The sequence below is a fragment of the Mycobacterium helveticum genome, assembly GCF_007714205.1.
Lineage (GTDB): Bacteria > Actinomycetota > Actinomycetes > Mycobacteriales > Mycobacteriaceae > Mycobacterium > Mycobacterium helveticum.
Map to the genome: position 1 here is coordinate 16889 of NZ_VMQU01000053.1, position 17542 is coordinate 34430.

A 17542-nucleotide genomic window follows, 5' to 3' on the forward strand; every position below is an offset into this window, starting at 1 on the left:
TAGCATGAGTGTGTGCGTATTGTGGCGACAGCCTGCGTCGGACGTGACCGGGAACTGGCGGAGCTGGCCCGTCGCAGCCACGCTACCGCCGAGACGGGTGCACACCTTGTCGCGGTTGCCGGAGAGCCCGGTATGGGGAAAAGCGTTCTACTACGCCGATTAGCCGAGCAACATCCTGGCCCGGTGTGGTGGTCGCACGCCGCGGCGTGGGAATCCGCGGTGCCCGCTGCCGTGCTGCGTCAGCTGCTACAAGAAGATGCGCCGGCCGACCCCGTCGACGCGGCCGCCGTCGTGGTAAACCGGATCACCTCGACACCCGTTCTCGTCGTGGTCGATGACGCGGAACACGCCGATATTGCCTCCATACAAGCGCTGATGACGGCGGTGCGACGTAACCGCGATCTACCCTTGCTGGTGGTGTTTTCGTGTTCCGAACGTGATTGGCCCACAACCCATGATGTCTCTGACACGGTGCACCTTGGCGGGCTTGCCCCGGCTGCGGTGGCCGAACTAGCGGCACTGCGCGGCCGGTTACTGCATCCGGCGATGGCCGACATTCTTACTCGACACGTCGACGGTAGCCCGCGTGACGCACTCGCACTGTTGGACGAACTGCCGGCGTCGGTGTGGTCGCAGCCAGACTCTCGATTGCCCGCACCGGCACATGTCGTCGCTGACGTGCGCGACCAACTCGACCGGTGTGGACCGTCTGGCCGGGCGCTCGTCGAATCGCTGGCCATCCTGGGGAATGACGAATCACTCGACGCCGCAATGCGTTTAGCGGGCCTGGATGATCCGCTAGCTGCGATCGACGAAGCCACCGCGGCGGGTCTGTTAGCGGCGGCCCCGGAATACCAACCGCGGCTGCGCAATCCGTTGACCAGTGCCGCCGTAATTGACCTGATGGGTGTGCGTGCGGCCAGTAACGCGCACCGGCGCGCCGTCGAAACCGTCGATGACCCAGTGCGCCGGCTTCGACACCAGGTCGCGGCCACTGCACTGCCCGACGCCGGTCTTGCCGACGAGGTCGAGCGGCTGGCCCGGGAACGCAGCACACAGGGAGCCTGGGCTGAGGCCGCACGCCTGTTTCGCGACGCCAGCCGGCTCAGCCCGGATCTGCTGTCGCGCAACGAACGGCTGACCAGGTCGGTCGACGCGCTGGTCGCTGCTGGCGACTGTATTGGCGCGGCCGCGCTGTTGCCCGCCATCGAGAGTCTGCGCGAAACACCGCTGCGCAACGCCGTGCTGGCCTACCTGGCGATCGTACGGGGCCGCGCCGCCGAAGCGGACGTTCGGCTGCATGCAGCGTGGGACATCGTCGACGCCGACCGTGAACCGGAAACGGCAGCGCTGATCGCCCAGCGGTTGGTGCTGGACTCGCTGGCCCGTTGTCGCGGTGAAGAATTGGTGGAATGGGCCGACCGGGCTGTCGCGCTTGCCGCCGACGACTCCCCGGCTGCACTTGAAGCGGCGGCGATCCGGGGACTCGGGCTGTCGGCCTGCGGGCAGCACCGCCAAGCGGCCGCTGCCTACGACGATTTATCCCGCCGAATACGCCACGGCGCCCAAGCCCAGCGGGTCACGATGGGCCGAGGTTGGCTGCTGCTGAGCCAGGACGATATCGACGGAGCCCGAAGCAGTTTGGAGGGAGCCGTTGCCATGGCCGCGCTGGGCGGTTCGGCCCGGATCACGTTGTGGTCGTTGGGCTGGCTGGCCCGGGTCCAGTTTCTCACCGGGGACTGGGATCGGGCGCTACACACCGTCGAGGAAGGCCACGCCCTGGCCGCCTCCACCGGCATCGTGCTGGCCACGCCGCTGCTGGCCTGGACTGCCGCCCAGGTGCATGCGCTGCGCGGCGACTGGGCGCAAGCCGCCGCCGCTATACGCGCCGCCGACACGGTCACCCAGGATTACCAACTGATGCAGCTACCGATGCTTGTGGCGCGGGGACACATCGCCGAAGCCGAGGCAGACTACGCCAAAGTGCGCGGAGTGTTGAACCCGCTCACCCGGCTGACGTCGGGTACCGCGCTGCACGAGCCGGGCCTGTGGCCCTGGGCCGACGTATTGGCTATCGCCTTGGTCGTCGACGGTCAACTCGACACCGCCGACACGTTCTTGCGCCGCCACGAGGAGTTGGCCTGCGGCCACCGCTCCGCAACCGCACGCCTGCGCGCCGCCCGCGGCCGACTGCTCGGCGCGCGGTCGGACCTGCCGGCGGCACGGGAGGCTTTCGACGAGGCGCTCGCGCTGCTCGACGGGCTGCCGCTGCGCTACGACCTGGCGCGGGTCAATTTCGGCTACGGCCAGATGCTGCGGCGGGCCGGCAAGCGCCGTGAAGCCGACGTGGTGATCAGCACCGCCCGCGAACTGTATCTGTCTTTAGGGGCGCAAACATTCGTTCAGCGCTGCGAGCGTGAACTGAAGGCTTCGGGTGTGCATCAGCCCCGGGGCCCGCGGGCCCGAGTCGGGCTGACCCCTCAGGAGGATGCGGTGACTTCACTCGTCGCACGGGGTCTATCCAACCGAGAAGTGGCGGACGAGCTGTATGTGTCGCCGAAGACGGTGCAATACCATCTGACCCGGATCTACGCCAAGCTCGGTGTGCGCTCACGTACCGAGCTCGCCGCATTACGGCGCTGATCATGCACATCCAGTAATCATTCATCGCAATCATCCGTTCGAGGTATTTTCATCCCTCCTTCGAGTCAAAGTCTCGACGAACACATAGCGACCGTGTTGTGATACCCCACACAGGCGGGCGGCAGGCCCCCTGCTCTGGTGATTGATCGCCGATATGCGAGGTGCGCGTGGGGTTTACTGCCTGTTCGATTCGATTTGCAGGAAAGCGGTCGCAATAGTGGGCTGGCTCGACGGACGGGTTGCCCTTGTTACCGGTGGGGCTTCAGGAATCGGCCGTGCTGTCGTTACGAGATTCCTCGAAGAGGGTGCGCGGGTAGGCGTCGTCGACCGCGCGCCGGATCGCCTGCGTCAACTGGAAAAAGATCTCGACGGCGTCATTGCCTTCGAAGGTGATGTCACGTCCGTCGCCGACAACGAAGGCGCCGTGGCGAAGATCGTCGAGGCTTTCGGTGGGCTCGATGTCTTCGTCGGCAACGCAGGAGTATTCGACTATTTTGCGTCGTTGGCTGAACTCTCCGCCGAACAGCTCGATAGCTGTTTCGACGAACTTTTCAGCGTCAACGTCAAGGGATATTTGCTCGGCGCGAAGGCGGCGTTACCGCAGCTTCTGCGAAGCGACGCTGCCAGCATCATTTTCACCGCGTCAACCGCGGCTTTCTATCCGGCAGCCGGGGGACCGCTGTATACAGCCTCCAAACACGCGGTCATCGGCCTAGTGAGACAACTTGCCTATGAATTGGCGCCGCGTATCCGGGTCAATGCAGTCGCTCCTGGTGGGACCGTCACCGAGTTGCGCGGTCTGCGCAACCTTAAACAAGCTGATACCACCCTCGTCGGGGTGCCCAACATTGAGAATTTGATCCGAGCAAGCAATCCACTGGGACTGTTCCAGGATCCGGCCGACCACGCTGCCGCATATGTCTTGCTTGCCTCTACCGAGAACTCTCGCGCAATGACAGGTGTCGTGCTCAACAGCGACGGCGGAACCGGTGTGCGCGGCTTCACCCAGATACAGATAGCCGACGGGGCCGCCCTACCGAAGTAGCGATTCCGACCCGATCTGAAGTACCAAAAGTAAGAAGGAGCTTTTATGACTGTACGTGCACTTGGCTATCTGGCAGCCGAATCGCCAGATGCCAAAGAGTGGCTCACCTTTGGCCCGGACATCTTGGGCATGGCAGCCGAGCAGGTGGGCGAGGGGACCGTAGCACTGCGAATGGACGACCACAGCCACCGCATCACTATCCACGAGGGACCGCGGAACCGGCTGCGCTACTTGGGGTGGGACACCGGTTCCCGCGAAGCCCTCGATCGCATCACGGCAACCGCCGAACGCGTTGGCTTCACGTGCACCGAGGGCACTGAAGAGGACTGCGCGAACCGGGCCGTCCTCGGCCTGGCACGGGTTACCGATCCGGCCGGTATAGACCACGAATTGTTCTATGGCCTGGAGGTCGAGCCGAAGTCGTTTCAACCGGGTCGTCCGCTGTCGGGATTCGTCACCGGGCCGCAGGGTCTGGGCCACGCAGTGCTGTTCATACCGGAACTGGCGAGCGTTGAAGCTTTCTACCTCAACGTCCTGGGCTTTCACAAAAGCGACGAGATCCATACGTTCCTGAACCTGAACTTTTATCACTGCAATCCGCGTCATCACTCGTTGGCCTTGGCCACCATGCCCGGCATGCGTGGGCTGCACCACATCATGGTGCAACTGAACGAACTCGACGACGTCGGCATTGCCTACGACCTGTGCAAGCAGCAGGGGCTACCGATTTCCATGACGCTCGGCCGGCATACCAACGACCAGATGGTGTCGTTCTACGTTCGGTCACCCTCTGGTTTCGACATCGAATACGGCTGGGGCGCCATCGAGGTCGATGATCAGTCGTGGTCGGTGGCCAAGTTCAACCGCGCCAGCGTATGGGGGCACCAGATGGCAGATCTTCCGCCCGGCGCGGTTGAGCCGACGGACTAACTAACCCGGATTACGCTGCCGACAGCGCAACCGTACGTTTCCGCGCCGAGCAACAAGGACCAAAGGAGTCACAGATGGCCGCACCGATAACACCGGCTTATCTACCCGAAATTGTCCGCCCTGAAAAAGGGCTGGCCTCACGCCTGATCTACGTTTCGCCCGAGATCTACGAGCTGGAACTCGAACGAATTTTTCCCAAATCATGGCTATTTCTCGGGCACACCAGCCAGCTCAGCCAGCCCGGTGATTTCCTCACCACGAAGATGGGTGAAGATCCCGTGATCGTGGTACGCGGACGGGACGGCAAAATTCGAGCGTTGCTCAACTCCTGCCGTCATCGTGGTATGCGGGTGTGCCGATCCGACGAAGGCAACACGAGTTTTTTTCGTTGCCCGTACCACGCCTGGACATATTCGAACACCGGTAATCTGCAGGGTGTGCCGAAATATCGCCTGGGCTATGCCGGAGTGTTCGACAAAAAAGACTTGGGACTACGCGAGGTCCCGCGTGTCGAGGAATATCGTGGCTTTGTATTCGGTAATTGGGATCTCGAAGCCGTGCCGCTCGCGGATTGGATCGGTGATTTCAAACTATATTTCGACCTGGTTTTCGACCGCGATACCGATGGCGTAGAATTCATCGGCGGCGTACACAAGTGGACGATTGATACGAACTGGAAAATTCCGACCGAGAATTTCGCGACCGATATGTACCATGTAGCGTATTCCCACGCACGACCAGCCGAAATCGGGCTCATGAACCCTCTGACAGACGAGGGCTTCGAACTTTCCGCCGATATGGGCTTTTTCGGACACCAGTTCTCGCAGCCGGCAAGCATGGACAACGGTGGCGAGGAGCCACTGCATTCCTATTGGGCGATGCCGAACCCCTATACCGAATTCCTAGCAGAACAGCGTGCGAGAATCGCCGAAAAATTCGGCGACCCAATGACCAGGTTGGTGCCCGGCGGGCATGGCGTCATATTCCCCAACTTTGCTTTCCTCGATATCGAGATGCTGCGGTTAGTGCGGGTCCATCACCCCGAGGGGCCCGGTCGCACGACGACCTATCAATGGTGCGTCGTCGATAAAAGCCTGCCGCCAGACGTCAAGGATGCGCTGCGGCGCCAATATATCCTCACTTTTGGTCCGTCGGGTCTGCTCGAACAAGACGACGGCGAGAATTTTCGTGAGTGCCAAAACGGTGCAGCCGGTTACATCGGCAGACATCTCGAGAGCAATATGATGCTCGGCCTGGGCCAGGAACGAACCGCCGCGGAAATCGTCGGCGACGAACGGGCCCCAGGTACTGGAGGCGGTATCTGGTCGGAAGTCAACCAACGGCGTTGGTTGCAAATCTGGCTCGACTTCATGACCGGGTCGCATGCAGCGTCTGGCTCAGGGGACAACGATTAAGGAAATACCGATATCGACGTGCCGTCGGCGCGTCAGGAACCCGAGAAGAGGGTGGGTCCGTTGATTACAGTTGAAACCAACACGGCACTGGAACGTGCCCTTTTGCAATGGTCGGTCGAGCAATTTTACTTCTATGAAGCTTCGTTGCTGGACGAGCACCGTTACAATGATTGGATCGAGTTATTCTCGAAGGAAGTCCATTATTGGGCACCCGTGCGGCTCACGCGAGAAGGTGCACCCGACGAAGTTGACGACGGCGGCCTGTGCCTGTTCGACGACGACTACGGTTCGTTGGAGCTACGCGTCGAGAGTTTTCAGGTCAAGAGCGCCTGGGCCGAGATCCCGCCATCTCGGACGAGGCATTTGATCTCCAATGTTCAGGTCACTTGGGTCAGCCCGGAACAGGTATGTGCGACATCGAATTTCATCACGTTCCGCTCCCGGTTGGAATCGGTGGAACATCTGTTCGTCGGATGTCGGCATGATCGACTTGATCGGCTCGCCGACGACCGCTGGCGAATCCGTGAGCGAAAGATTTTGTTGGATCATTCATCCTTCATGACAGACAATATCAGCGTCATGTTCTAGATACGTCAGCAGGAGTAGAGGTAAGTTGTCATATGCCGGAAACCGACGAACATTCCATCACGCTGGCGAACGAATACGCTTCGATTCGCTTGACACTCGACAAAAATGGAAATGGCCCACGGGTGCGTGTCACGACAAACAGAGATTCTCGGGAGATATTTCTCGACCCGGTCGCGTTCGACCTGTTGTGTCATGCTGATTCGACGATCTTCGATCTGCTCGCAGACTCCGCGCGTGACAGCAAGGCGCTCGACGATTTCGCAGCAATCCGCCGTCAACGAGCGGTACTCGACTAATGGATGATTAGCGACTAGACGCTGTAAAATCGCAAAGACAGATTTTCCACGAAATAAATTTCACATCCCACGGGAGGACAGACGATGTCGGAGCAAGAACACCCACTGCTATCGCTTGAATGGATTCAGAATTACCGCGAAGTATGGAATACCAACGACAAAGCTATTCAAGGCACCAAGGGTATGGATATCCTGGTGCAAATGGAGGCTGTCGATCGTGAACGGCCACCCGTCCAGATCCACATCGATCTCGACGGCCATGCAGATTACGCGGGATTGGTACGCGAAGACGGACGCGAACCCGACTTCGCTTTGGCTGCCCCTAGCGAGACATGGGCAAAGGTGGCGAGAAAGGAGATGGGCGTGCGCCGCGCGGTCATGGGTCCGATCAAGTTCAAAGGCAGCCTCGCGAAAGCGCTGAAACACTTCAGCGGCCTTGAGGCGGCGCTGCACCAGTTCGCGGACGTTCCGACGGATTGGGACAGCTGACGGCCCGTGAACGGAGGTGGTATCGGGCTCTTGTGACGCTTCCGTGGGTGAAATTAGGGTAGGTACCGGTGCGTCTACCTGGGGTTCTGTTGCGGCGAAGGGAGCCTGGGCCGCGCCGCCTACGGGCGCATCCCTCGCGCGTCAAGGGCGCTTCGCGTCGCTTTGCGATGGCCTGTCGGCCACCCCTTGACCCGCGAGTCTCTATGCGCCCGCTGGCAGGCTTATGGGCAGGTCAGGGACCTGCCCGCGGCAACGCCGCGGCCCAGACGAAACAAGCCATACGCGCCAAATGCCCAGGTCAAGGAACCCACGGAAACGTCAGTAGACCCTGGTATCGCTTGCTCGGGATGCACCGGTCGTCGAGTGGGGTGGCTGGCAGCGCTGACGCCCGGAGCGGTCATAAAGTGGACACTCCCGCCGGACCGGTGGCCGTGCTTGTAATGCCGTGGTAATCGTCAGGTCTGAAGCGCGGACTTCGGATGGGTGGCAATCCGACGATGATATGTAAGCGTGGCTGGCACGGCAGCCTGTTCGAGTTGTACTGACAAATGCAAAAAGCTAATTGGGTGGCCGAAGCGTGACCTGCGGGCGGCTGTCGCTGCACGGTGAATGCTATTCGGGAAAATTTATTTATGGCGATGGAAAGGGTTGAATATGGACTTGAAAACTATCTCAGTCACGGATGGTTCGGTGACAACGAGTCGGGTCAACGTCGGTGGCGGCCTGCATCTGCAGGTGCATGAAGCCGGCCAGGGAGAAGCTGTGCTGCTGCTACATGGGGGCGGTCCGGGTGCGTCCGGATGGAGCAACTTCTCCCAGAACGTCGAGAGCCTGGCCGCTCATTACCGGGTGTTGGTGATCGATCAACCCGGATATGGCGGCTCGGACAGGCCGACGATTACTGGCGACTATTGGAAGTACACGGCGGGTGCCTTAATTGGTCTGCTCGATATGCTCGGTATTGAGCGTACGCATCTGATTGGGAACTCGCTTGGTGGCGGAACTTCGCTCCGGCTCGCTCTGGACTTTCCGGAGCGAGTAAACAAACTGATACTCATGGGTCCGGCGGGCGGATCAACCACCATCTTCTCGCCCGATCCCAGTGAGGGAGTTAAGGCGATGGCTGGCTTTTATGCCGTCGCCGAACCAGACGAACAGCGTATGGATAACCTCTTACGAACGATGATCTTCAATCCCGACCTGCTGTCTCCGGAGACAATCAGGGAACGCTGGGAGTCGGCGGTCAGCCAGGGAGCTCGCGAGGCGGTCCTGCAAACCCTTCGTTCGGTGGCAACCTCCCCGGATGCGCAGCTGTGGCGTCTGCTCGACAACGTGAACCAGCCGTGCCTGCTGATCTGGGGCAGGGATGATCGAGTTCTGCCGCTGGAAGGGGCGATTTTCGCGCTCAAGCGTATGCCCAACGCGGATCTACACGTTTTCGGGCGGACGGGCCACTGGGCTCAACTCGAACGTAAGGACGAATTCAACCGGATAGCTCTGGATTTCCTAAACCACTAATATTTCAGCCGTAGATCTGGGGTAGACGGTTCCCCTCTCCGGCAGGGTCCCGGAAAGGTTGGTGCGCGGGCCTGTGACCTCGGGAGTTATCGTCGTGTGACCGGCGTGGCGGCTGTGACGGGTGTGACCAACGGGTTTGGATGGGGTTACCAAGCCAACCACCCGAACCCGAGGTCACACCCGCGTGCCATCTTCCCCGACATTGCCTGCCGAGACGAACACGACGCGCCACGAACGGCTGTTGGCAGCCCTGCAGACAGTGCCCGATCCACGCGACCGGCGCGGGGTGCGCTACTCGTTGGCCGGGATGCTGGCACTGGCGGTCACCGCCACCGTGGCCGGGTGCCGTTCGTTCGCGGCGATCGGTCAATGGGCCGCGGAGACCGCAGCCGACAAGCTGGCCTGCTTTGGACTCACCAGCGGTAGCGTCCCGGACGAGTCGACGTTGAGGAAGCTGTTCGCCCGCCTCGATGCCGACGCCCTCGATCGAGCGTTGGGCACATGGATGTGGACGCGAACCTTCACCGTCGAGCAGCGCCGGGTGATCGCGTTGGATGGCAAGACCGTGCGAGGTGCGCGCACCCGCCCCGACGGTAAGGCGCCGCACCTGGTCGCCGCGTTCGACCATGGTGCCGGTGCGGTGCTCGGGCAGGTGGGCATCGATGCGAAGAGCAACGAAATACCTGCCGTGCGAACACTGTTGGGACAGTTCGATCTGGACGGGGCGGTGGTGACCCTCGATGCGATGCACACCCAGACCGACACCGCCACCGCGATCACCGGCGCTGGTGGGGACTACGTGTTCACGGTGAAGGCGAACATGCCTGGCCTGCATCAGAAGTTGAAGAAGCTGCCATGGAAGGACATGCCCGCGCACACGGCCAGGACCGCTGAGCGTGGCCGGCGGGTCACCCGCACGATCAAGGTCGCCGATGTCCCCGACTGGATCGACTTCCCCGGCGCGGCCCAGGTCGCCCACCTTCGCCGCACCCTCACCGACAAAGCAACCAAAACCGTCGAGGTCGTCTGCCTGATCACCTCCGCCAGCCACACCGACGCGCCGCCGCAGCGACTCGCCGCCTGGGTCCAAAACCACTGGGGCATACAAAACCGCCTCCACTGGGTGCGAGACGTCACCTTCGATGAGGACAGATCGCAGGTACGCACCGGCCAGGCGCCACGAGTGATGGCCACCTGCCGCAACCTCGCGATCAGCATCCTGCGCATCGCCGGGTGGGACAACATCGCCGCCGGACTACGCCACCACGCCAGACACCCCGATCACGCCCTCACACTGGTTCTGACCTCATGAAACGCGACTATTCCGGGACCCTGCCACACCCCCCGACCCCAACTCCGCGGCTTCAGCACCCAGCCACAATCGTCGCTGGAACTCAGACAAATGAGGCCGCATCACCTCATACCGCCGCGCCACCGACTCGACCAAATCCGCCATAGCACAACCGTAACGCCCACATCCCCAAAAACGATGTTAATTAATCACAAGCTCTTAGTGAAAACGTCACCAAGAATTCGTCGGAAGTACATCAGCAGAACGCTTCAAAAATATCGATACGGCCTCGGTTCGGTTGGCCGCACCCAACTTACGTAGGACTCGTTTGACGTGGGATTTCACGGTTCCTTCTGAAATGATAAGCCGGTTGGCAATTTGCGCATTAGTCTCGCCCGCCGCTATAAGCTTGAGGACTTCTAGTTCACGCCGCGTCAGCATATAGCGGCTTACCTCTGCCGAATACTCGCTCCTCCCGTCCTGATGCCGGAACGGGCGTGCAGTGGGCTCGCGGCTCGTCTTTTCTGCGCTGCTGGGAAGTAGTGAATCGGATCCCAAAGCTTCACCCGAGTCGGACCAAGCGTTGCTACCTATTCTGGAGAGATCCACCTTTAATGTTTGAATCTGATCACATAATCTATTGCGCAGCAAAAGGTATCCGAAGCCCATTGCAAAAATAGCCAGAACGTCTCTGTCAAATTCGTCAACGTGGCGCCGCTGGAAATAGCAATCTCCGTGCAGTAAACCAATTACCTGACCGTGCGGCATGATTGGGACAGCAACGTATGATCGCGCGAGTGATGCCTCAGCGATTCTCCGATGCACATGTTCAGACGTTTGTACCTCGGAAACGATCATGGGAATCTGCCGTCTAACTATCTCATATTCATAAAGCCCCAAAGCCAGTGGCTGGGCGGGCTGTTGTCCCACACGGACGATTTCTGATGCCCATTGCGAATCCTCGGGTATGCACATGGCCTGGGTCGCCCAGAATCCACCGTGAACTTTGGAGAGTATGGCGCGGTCGAAACCGAGCTCGCACGCCGTGGGGAGTACCCGATCGATGAGCGCTCGGACTGACTTCGCATCTCCGAGACGCACCAACGCGCGCTGCGCTGTCTCAAATGCCGTCTCGCGGCGCCCCAGGTGCGGATCCGGGAGCCGGCCCTCCGCCGCTCGCACTCGGTCGAACAGATCGAGCAGGTCTCCGGTTTCGACTAGCGTCTCGGCCGACGATTGGTTGCCGCGAAGCGCTTGGTAGGTTAGCTGCGAGACGGTTGATAATGCAGCCTTGGCAGTGACGAAGTCAATACAAGTATCGAACAGGTATTCAATATCCGAGGTGAGGATTCCCTGGGCGGCACTCAAGACTTCGCGAACCTCGCGTAGATACCGCGGTGAGGTGTCCAGCCGTTCCCAATGATCGCCGAAGTCCTGCGCCCGCCAGGCTTCTATCCGTCGCCCCGCAAAGGTCTCCAACCGTTACCCCTCATGCGAACTAATAGCCAGCGTCGAACATCATCCTACTCGCAGCGTGGGTGGCTGATGTGTGTTTGCGACTCTGAACTGCCGGGATGTAAGGGGCCCGGAAAGGACCCGGAAAGGTTGCTACGCGGCCTGGCCTCGGCATTTATCGGTCCAACCCGCACGAGGATGCCTACAAACGAATTGCGCAAGCCTCCCAAGCGCTCACTATTATCTCAGGCACCACGGCTACGTCCCATGCTAACGACTCAGCGAGTCGACCGTCGTTGATCGTTCGATATGCTTTAAGGAATCGCCCGCACGACGCCGCCATCCACCCGCAGGGCCGCACCCGTGGTTGCCGCGGCCTGGGGCGAGCACACGTAGACCACCAGGTTCGCCACCTCGTCCGTGGTCGCGAATCTGCCCAGCAGCGAGGTCGGTCGCTCGGTCGCAAGGAACTCCCTCTCAGCGTCCTCGGAAGTCTGACCCGAGCGACCAGCTAATTCTTTGAGGAAGGTGGCGACACCTTCAGATCGCGTCGGCCCGGGGAGCACGGAATTCACCGTCACCCCGCTCGCCGGATAGGACTCGGCTAAGCCGCGGGCAACAGCGAGCAACGCGGTCTTCGTCACCCCGTAATGGACCATCTCCGCAGGTATATGCAGCGCCGACTCGCTACTAATGAACACAGCGCGCCCCCACCCGCGCGCTGCCATTCGTGGCACGTAATGGCGGGCCAGCCGAACCGCCCCCATGACGTTCACATCGAAAAAGCGCTGCCAATCGTCGTCGGTGATCTCGGCGAATGGCTTCGGCTCAAAAATCCCGGCGTTAGCAACGAGCACGTCGACGTCGGGCTCTTGTTCGAGCAACTCGGCGATCCCCGCGCGCGTACCGACGTCGGCCGCCACACCCGCTATGTCGGCGCCGGGGACCTCGTCACGTAGTCGCGCCACCGCCTCATCGACGCGTCTGCCCGTCCGGCCGTTGATGACAACCCTTGCGCCCGCCCCAGCGAGGCCCCGTGCAATCGCGTAGCCAATCCCAGCGGTTGATCCACTCACCAGCGAACGTCGGCCAGACAATTCGATACGCATGCTTCTCCTCCGGGCGACCAACCTATGTATAGGCCCCCGGTGGAATCCTTCCCGAGAACACCTGGCCTTGGCGGGCACATTCCGGGCTCCGGAACAGCCGGCTTTGCACCGGTACGTCCGTGCACGTCGGCGTGCCATGACCGCCTGCTGCAACCAGGCATCGAAGCGAACGGCCCATTCTAACGGGGTGACGGGGCACCGGTCCCACGCGTAGTCGCGCAGATCATGCACCAGATTGCCAGAGCCGCGATATGGATCCCGCCGTCGCGTAGTGGGCGCAGACAAGATACGAGATCGATCAGGGCCGGTGCCAGCATGTCCGCCACCCGTCTGACAAGCAGCGGCGAGCCCGGCGCAGGATAACCGAGCTCGAACAACCCCAATCGCCGCCAAGCTTGGGTATAGCGTTGTCCCCGATGGCGTTCATCGGATTGCCGTGTCCGACGAAACGGCCGACCTCGACGCAGAGGTTGCATGGCTGACGCCCGCGGTGCAGGGTCAGGCCGTCGACGGGGCCAAGACGATGTCGAAGCGAACCCGCGACCACTGTCGATCGCCCAGATCCCGGCCGTCGGGGGTAGGTGTGCCGGGCCGCTGCCGGGTGAACGCCTTGATCAGTGAGTCTTTGACGCCGAAGACCGTATCACCAACCTCAAGTTGGGGGTCTCCGGCCACGAACACGTGCGTGATCAGGGTGCGCAGGCCTTCGGCGGTGACCATGAAATGCAGGTGCGCCGGGCGCATCGGAGACCGGCCGGCGGCTTCGAGCAGCTTGCCGACCGGGCCGTCGTGCGGAATCGTGTACGGGGTCGGCGTGAGGCCCCAGAAGCAAAGCTGCCGTTGGAGTCGGTAAATAGGTGGGCTCGGGCGGCGACCCGACCGTCTGGGTATTGTACGTCGTAGAACCCGCTGGCGTCGGCTTCCCACACCTCAATCCGCGCGCCGCCGACCGGCTCGCCGTCGGTGTCAAGGACGGTGCCCTCGACCCAGCACGGCTCGCCGGGAGCGCCGCCGCCCAGGTCGCCGCCGAGCGCAATCTGTGGGGAGTTATCGACGAAAAACGGGCCGGACACCGTCGCCTCGGTGGCGCCCTGGCGGATCTCGTTGTTGACCGCGATCGTTTGCAGGGAGAAGCCGAGGACATCCGAGAGCAGGATGAACTCCTGGCGTTTATCGTCGGTGATGTGCCCGACTGCGGTAAGAAACTCGATCGCCGTATTCCACTCCGGCTCGGTGAGGCGGACGTCGCGGATGAAGGCGTGCAGATGACGGGCCAATGCTTGCATCAGTTGGCGCAGCCGTGGGTCGGCAGTAGCAGCAAATGAATTGACGATGCGGGCCACGACGTCGTCTCCACGGCTTGCTGCTCAGGGGAGATTTGCGCGACGGTGCTGCCTGGCTTGTCCTTCGTGTCTTTCGTGATGTCGTCGGCGACAGTCAACGCATCGGCGCACTCCCACGGTCCGCAGTCCACTGCCTCCCCGATGTCGCATTCGTCGAACCCGTAATCGCGTGACGCCCGCGGCACGCCATGTTTGTCCCGCGAGCCTGGCAGGACGTCGATTTCGGCAGTCGATCCGGGCGCGTCCGCGGTGCTATACCCGGCCTTTAGTGTCCGCCGCCGGAAAATTGAATATATTTGGCGAGTGAGTCGAGGATCTCTTCGGCGGTCTTCTTCCACACGAACGGTTTCGGGTCGCAGTTCCAGCTCTTGATCCAATTTTTGATGTCCTTCTCCAGTGCCGCAACGCTTTTGTGGACGCCACGTCGCAGGAGTTGGTCGGTGAGGAACCCGAACCAGCGTTCCACCTGGTTGAGCCAGGAGGAGCCAATCGGGGTGAAATGCATGTGGAAACGCCGGTGTTGGTCCAGCCAGTGGTCGACCGCGGGTGTCTTGTGGGTCGACAGGTTGTCGCAGACCAGGTGTACGTCGAACTCTGCGGGTACGGCCTTGTCGATCGCGACCAGGAATTTTTTGAATTCGACTGCCCGATGGCGGGGGTGGAGTTGGGAAATGACGGTGCCGTCGGCGGGCGCGCCTACTCGATCGATGACGGCATCTATTTGTGCTCGATCCGCACCCAGGGTCCCGGAATAGTCGCGTTTCATGAGGTCAGCACCAGTGCGAGGGCGTTATCTGGGTGTCTGGCGTGGTGGCGGAGGCCGGCTGCGATGTTGTGCCACCTGTTGATGCGCAGGATGCTGATCGCGAGGTTGCGGCAGGTGGCCATCACTCGTGGCGCTTGGCCGACCCCAGGTCATGGCGACCCTCAGGAACACAGCGATCAGCATCCTGCGGCTCAACGGCCATACCAACATCGCCGCTGCGCTCCGACACCACGCGTGCAACCATCTCCAACCCGTCAAACTACTGCTGAGCTGGTGAAATACGACTTTGCCGAGACCCTGACCCCCGTCCCGACCTCGGTGTGACAGCGGCTTTGGAACGTGGCGGCGTCCGTTCCTCCGGGCGTGTGAAGACGAAGTGGGTCGGCGATCGCCGAAGGAAATTCGGGCTGCGGCTCCTCGAATGCGGAACTTGTTCGAATCCGCCCGGCCCGTTCTCGGCAAGGCATCCCACTTCCAGATCTCTTTGTGGTACTAGTTTGGCCGCGACCACACGCTTCTGTTGATGGCCCTGTGGAGATGTACCCTTTGAAGGCGACACGCTTATATTCGCTAGACTCCTGCCGCGCGTGAACGGACGCCGAGGCGCCAAAGAATTGTGTCCGCTACCCGCCGCCCTGAGGGGGTTCACTTTCTTGTGTCCGGACTCTGATTTCAACGCGGTGTTGTCGCTGCTCGACAGAACAGCCGCTCTCCGCCACGGCGCGGATGTCGTCCACCGCGTGCTTGGTGCGGACCTCGCGGCCGCAGCGAACCGGATCGCCGAGGACGACACGATGGAGGTGGTGGCCGTGGTGGGCGGGCACACGGAGGAGATCAGCGGGCTGGTCGTCGGGCCGCAGGAAGGTCTCGGCGGGCAGGCGGCGGTATTGCGCCGGACCGCGGCTGTCGAGGACTACTGCATGAGTCGGGCCATCACCCACGACTTCGACCACGCAGTTCGGGCGGAGGGGCTGCGGGCGGTGATGGCCGCTCCGATCGTGCGCGCCCACCGACTCTACGGGCTGCTTTACGCGACCGGACCGACCTGCTAGGCCTGGCCCGACAGACCGCGGTCGCCATGGAGGTCGCCGACAGCGCCCGCGAAATGGCAGAGGTCGCCGTGTTCAGCGACCGTCAGCGCCTCGCGGTCCGGTTGCATGATTCTGTCGGCGCGACGCTGTTCAGTTTGCGGGTAGCGTTGACGTCGGCGCGGGTGGCGGAGGAGCCTGGCCGCAGGTTGGAATTGCTCACCGATGCCCTGGCCCTTACCGAACGGGCAACCTCAGAGCTGCGGGAACAAACCATGTCGCTGCACCAACCACCCGAGGACAAGGCGCTCGCAGTCGCCCTGCAGGGTGACTGTAGCGACTTCACCGCGCGGGCCGGCGTCGTGGCGGAGCTGGTGGTGTTGGGCGACCTGCCGCTACTGGATGTGGCCAGGGCCGACGTGTTGCGGCGTACCGCCCGCGAGGCCCTGCTCAACGTCGAAAAGCACGCCGCCGCTCATTCTGTGGTGGTCAGCCTCTACCGGGCTGAGGACGGTGTGGGCCTGGCCGTGGCTGATGACGGCACGACCGGCGACATCGCCTCAAAGGACCAGCGCGGGTTGGGTCTTCGCGCGGTCGCCGAGCGGGTCGAACGGGTGGGTGGCCGGTTGTCCTGGACAGCGAACGAGGAGGGCGGAGCTACGGTACGGGCGTGGGTTCCCGCCGCTAGAGCATTCCGGCCTGTTGAGCCTTGATCACCGCATCCAGCCGGTTTCGGGCATCTAGGTGGGTCAACAACGATTGAACGTAGGACTTCACCGTGTTCGGCGCTAGGCGCAGCTGCTGCGCGATCTCGGCGTTGCTCTCGCCCATCGCCAGCCGCTCCAGCACCTGATACTCGCGCCGGGAAAGTGCCAGCGGATCCCCGGTGCTGATCACGGGGTCGCAATACCGCCGTCCCGCGGCGACCGCCTCGATCGCGGTGATCAGCACAGCGCATGCGTTGTCCTTATGCACCACCGCGTCCATCCCGACCAGTCCCGCGATCTGACCCACCGTCGGCTTGCTGTCCCCGGTGAACAGTACGAGCTTCACACCCAGGCACGCCCCTCGGAGCGCGGCGGCGGCGTCCGGCAGCGCCATATCGGGCAGATGCAGATCCAGTAGCACCACGGTGGGCCGCTCGGCGGCGACGATCGCGACACCCTCCTTCGCCGTGCGCGCCCCGGTGCACATCTGAATGGTCGGCGCGCCCTCAACCAGTCGGTCCACTCCCAGATGCACGATCGGATGGTCGTCGACCACCAGCACGCGTACCACACCCGGATGCTCAACCCGGGCGGCGGACCGCGCGAGTGAGCCTCGATCTTTCATGCAATTCCGCGTTTGCGGGTGTCGTTGACGCGAAAGGTGCACTGCCGCAAGGATAATAGGACTTCTCAAGGTTCCGGTATCCAAGGCGGGAGTGCACCTATCAGATGCAGGATACTACGGATTGGTCGAAAGACGTTCGAGTTGAGGTCCGCGGCGACGATGTGGTCGGGCACGCCGGCGACGTGATCCCGCGGATGCTGGCCGACGCGATCGGTCTGACCCTGATTTTTCAGCCGGCTTGTGATGATCTTGTTTTCGGTGATCTGGTTGATGGTGGCTGCGCGCTGATGGGGG

At 62.0% G+C, this 17542-nt stretch carries 16 protein-coding genes and 1 pseudogene; 11 read left to right on the plus strand and 6 right to left on the minus strand.

Features of this window, described 5'->3' with window-relative positions; genetic code table 11:
* Nucleotides 1-18: 18 nt before the first annotated feature.
* The 9 genes from FPZ47_RS13935 to FPZ47_RS13975 all read left to right on the plus strand — a co-directional run bounded on the left by FPZ47_RS13935 (nt 19) and on the right by FPZ47_RS13975 (nt 10236).
* On the plus strand, nt 19-2643 hold the full coding sequence (locus tag FPZ47_RS13935; protein ID WP_144952194.1) for a LuxR family transcriptional regulator: 2625 nt from the start codon (nt 19-21) through the stop codon (nt 2641-2643).
* A 142-nt stretch (nt 2644-2785) separates the two neighbouring features.
* Complete coding sequence (gene hcaB, locus FPZ47_RS13940) at nt 2786-3688, plus strand: 3-(cis-5,6-dihydroxycyclohexa-1,3-dien-1-yl)propanoate dehydrogenase (protein WP_425461796.1); 903 nt, start codon at nt 2786-2788, stop codon at nt 3686-3688.
* A 45-nt stretch (nt 3689-3733) separates the two neighbouring features.
* Nucleotides 3734-4618, plus strand: a complete 885-nt coding sequence (locus FPZ47_RS13945) for a VOC family protein (protein WP_144952153.1) — start codon at nt 3734-3736, stop codon at nt 4616-4618.
* A 74-nt stretch (nt 4619-4692) separates the two neighbouring features.
* Complete coding sequence (locus FPZ47_RS13950) at nt 4693-6033, plus strand: aromatic ring-hydroxylating oxygenase subunit alpha (RefSeq protein WP_144952151.1); 1341 nt, start codon at nt 4693-4695, stop codon at nt 6031-6033.
* 18 nt (nt 6034-6051) lie between these two features.
* A complete protein-coding gene (locus FPZ47_RS13955; RefSeq protein WP_168209448.1) occupies nt 6052-6621 on the plus strand; it encodes an aromatic-ring-hydroxylating dioxygenase subunit beta in 570 nt (189 codons plus the stop codon).
* Nucleotides 6622-6653: 32 nt separating this feature from the next.
* Nucleotides 6654-6917: a hypothetical protein gene (locus tag FPZ47_RS13960; protein WP_144952148.1), complete on the plus strand. Its 264-nt coding sequence runs from the start codon at nt 6654-6656 to the stop codon at nt 6915-6917.
* Nucleotides 6918-7001: 84 nt separating this feature from the next.
* A complete protein-coding gene (locus FPZ47_RS13965; RefSeq protein ID WP_144952146.1) occupies nt 7002-7406 on the plus strand; it encodes an SCP2 sterol-binding domain-containing protein in 405 nt (134 codons plus the stop codon).
* Between the two features lie 654 nt (nt 7407-8060).
* Nucleotides 8061-8924: an alpha/beta fold hydrolase gene (locus FPZ47_RS13970; RefSeq protein WP_144952144.1), complete on the plus strand. Its 864-nt coding sequence runs from the start codon at nt 8061-8063 to the stop codon at nt 8922-8924.
* Nucleotides 8925-9108: 184 nt separating this feature from the next.
* The gene (locus tag FPZ47_RS13975; protein WP_246133419.1) at nt 9109-10236 is read left to right on the plus strand and encodes an ISAs1 family transposase; all 1128 of its coding nucleotides are present in this window, start codon (nt 9109-9111) and stop codon (nt 10234-10236) included.
* Nucleotides 10237-10446: 210 nt separating this feature from the next.
* Here FPZ47_RS13975 and FPZ47_RS13980 read toward each other — a convergent pair whose 3' ends face one another.
* From FPZ47_RS13980 to FPZ47_RS13995, 4 genes and pseudogenes are all read right to left on the minus strand, one after another.
* On the minus strand, nt 10447-11694 hold the full coding sequence (locus FPZ47_RS13980) for a LuxR C-terminal-related transcriptional regulator (protein WP_144952142.1): 1248 nt from the start codon (nt 11692-11694) through the stop codon (nt 10447-10449).
* A gap of 290 nt (nt 11695-11984) precedes the next feature.
* Complete coding sequence (locus tag FPZ47_RS13985; RefSeq protein ID WP_144952140.1) at nt 11985-12779, minus strand: SDR family NAD(P)-dependent oxidoreductase; 795 nt, start codon at nt 12777-12779, stop codon at nt 11985-11987.
* A 498-nt stretch (nt 12780-13277) separates the two neighbouring features.
* Nucleotides 13278-14157: pseudogene (locus tag FPZ47_RS13990) on the minus strand (dioxygenase family protein).
* Between the two features lie 230 nt (nt 14158-14387).
* Complete coding sequence (locus FPZ47_RS13995) at nt 14388-14888, minus strand: transposase (protein WP_425461795.1); 501 nt, start codon at nt 14886-14888, stop codon at nt 14388-14390.
* Between the two features lie 683 nt (nt 14889-15571).
* Here FPZ47_RS13995 and FPZ47_RS29475 point away from each other — a divergent pair.
* Together FPZ47_RS29475 and FPZ47_RS29480 are read left to right on the plus strand one after the other, a co-directional pair.
* A complete protein-coding gene (locus tag FPZ47_RS29475; protein ID WP_246133418.1) occupies nt 15572-15940 on the plus strand; it encodes a GAF domain-containing protein in 369 nt (122 codons plus the stop codon).
* Between the two features lie 26 nt (nt 15941-15966).
* A complete protein-coding gene (locus tag FPZ47_RS29480; RefSeq protein ID WP_246133417.1) occupies nt 15967-16629 on the plus strand; it encodes a sensor histidine kinase in 663 nt (220 codons plus the stop codon).
* On the opposite strand, the gene FPZ47_RS14005 is transcribed toward FPZ47_RS29480, so the two are convergent.
* Both FPZ47_RS14005 and FPZ47_RS28385 read right to left on the minus strand, forming a co-directional pair.
* Entirely contained in the window at nt 16601-17179 is a 579-nt protein-coding gene (locus FPZ47_RS14005) for a response regulator transcription factor (RefSeq protein ID WP_144952188.1), read from the minus strand. The genes FPZ47_RS29480 and FPZ47_RS14005 overlap by 29 nt on opposite strands.
* A gap of 134 nt (nt 17180-17313) precedes the next feature.
* Nucleotides 17314-17542: hypothetical protein (locus FPZ47_RS28385; RefSeq protein ID WP_168209449.1), on the minus strand; the 229-nt coding region annotated here is incomplete at its 5' end.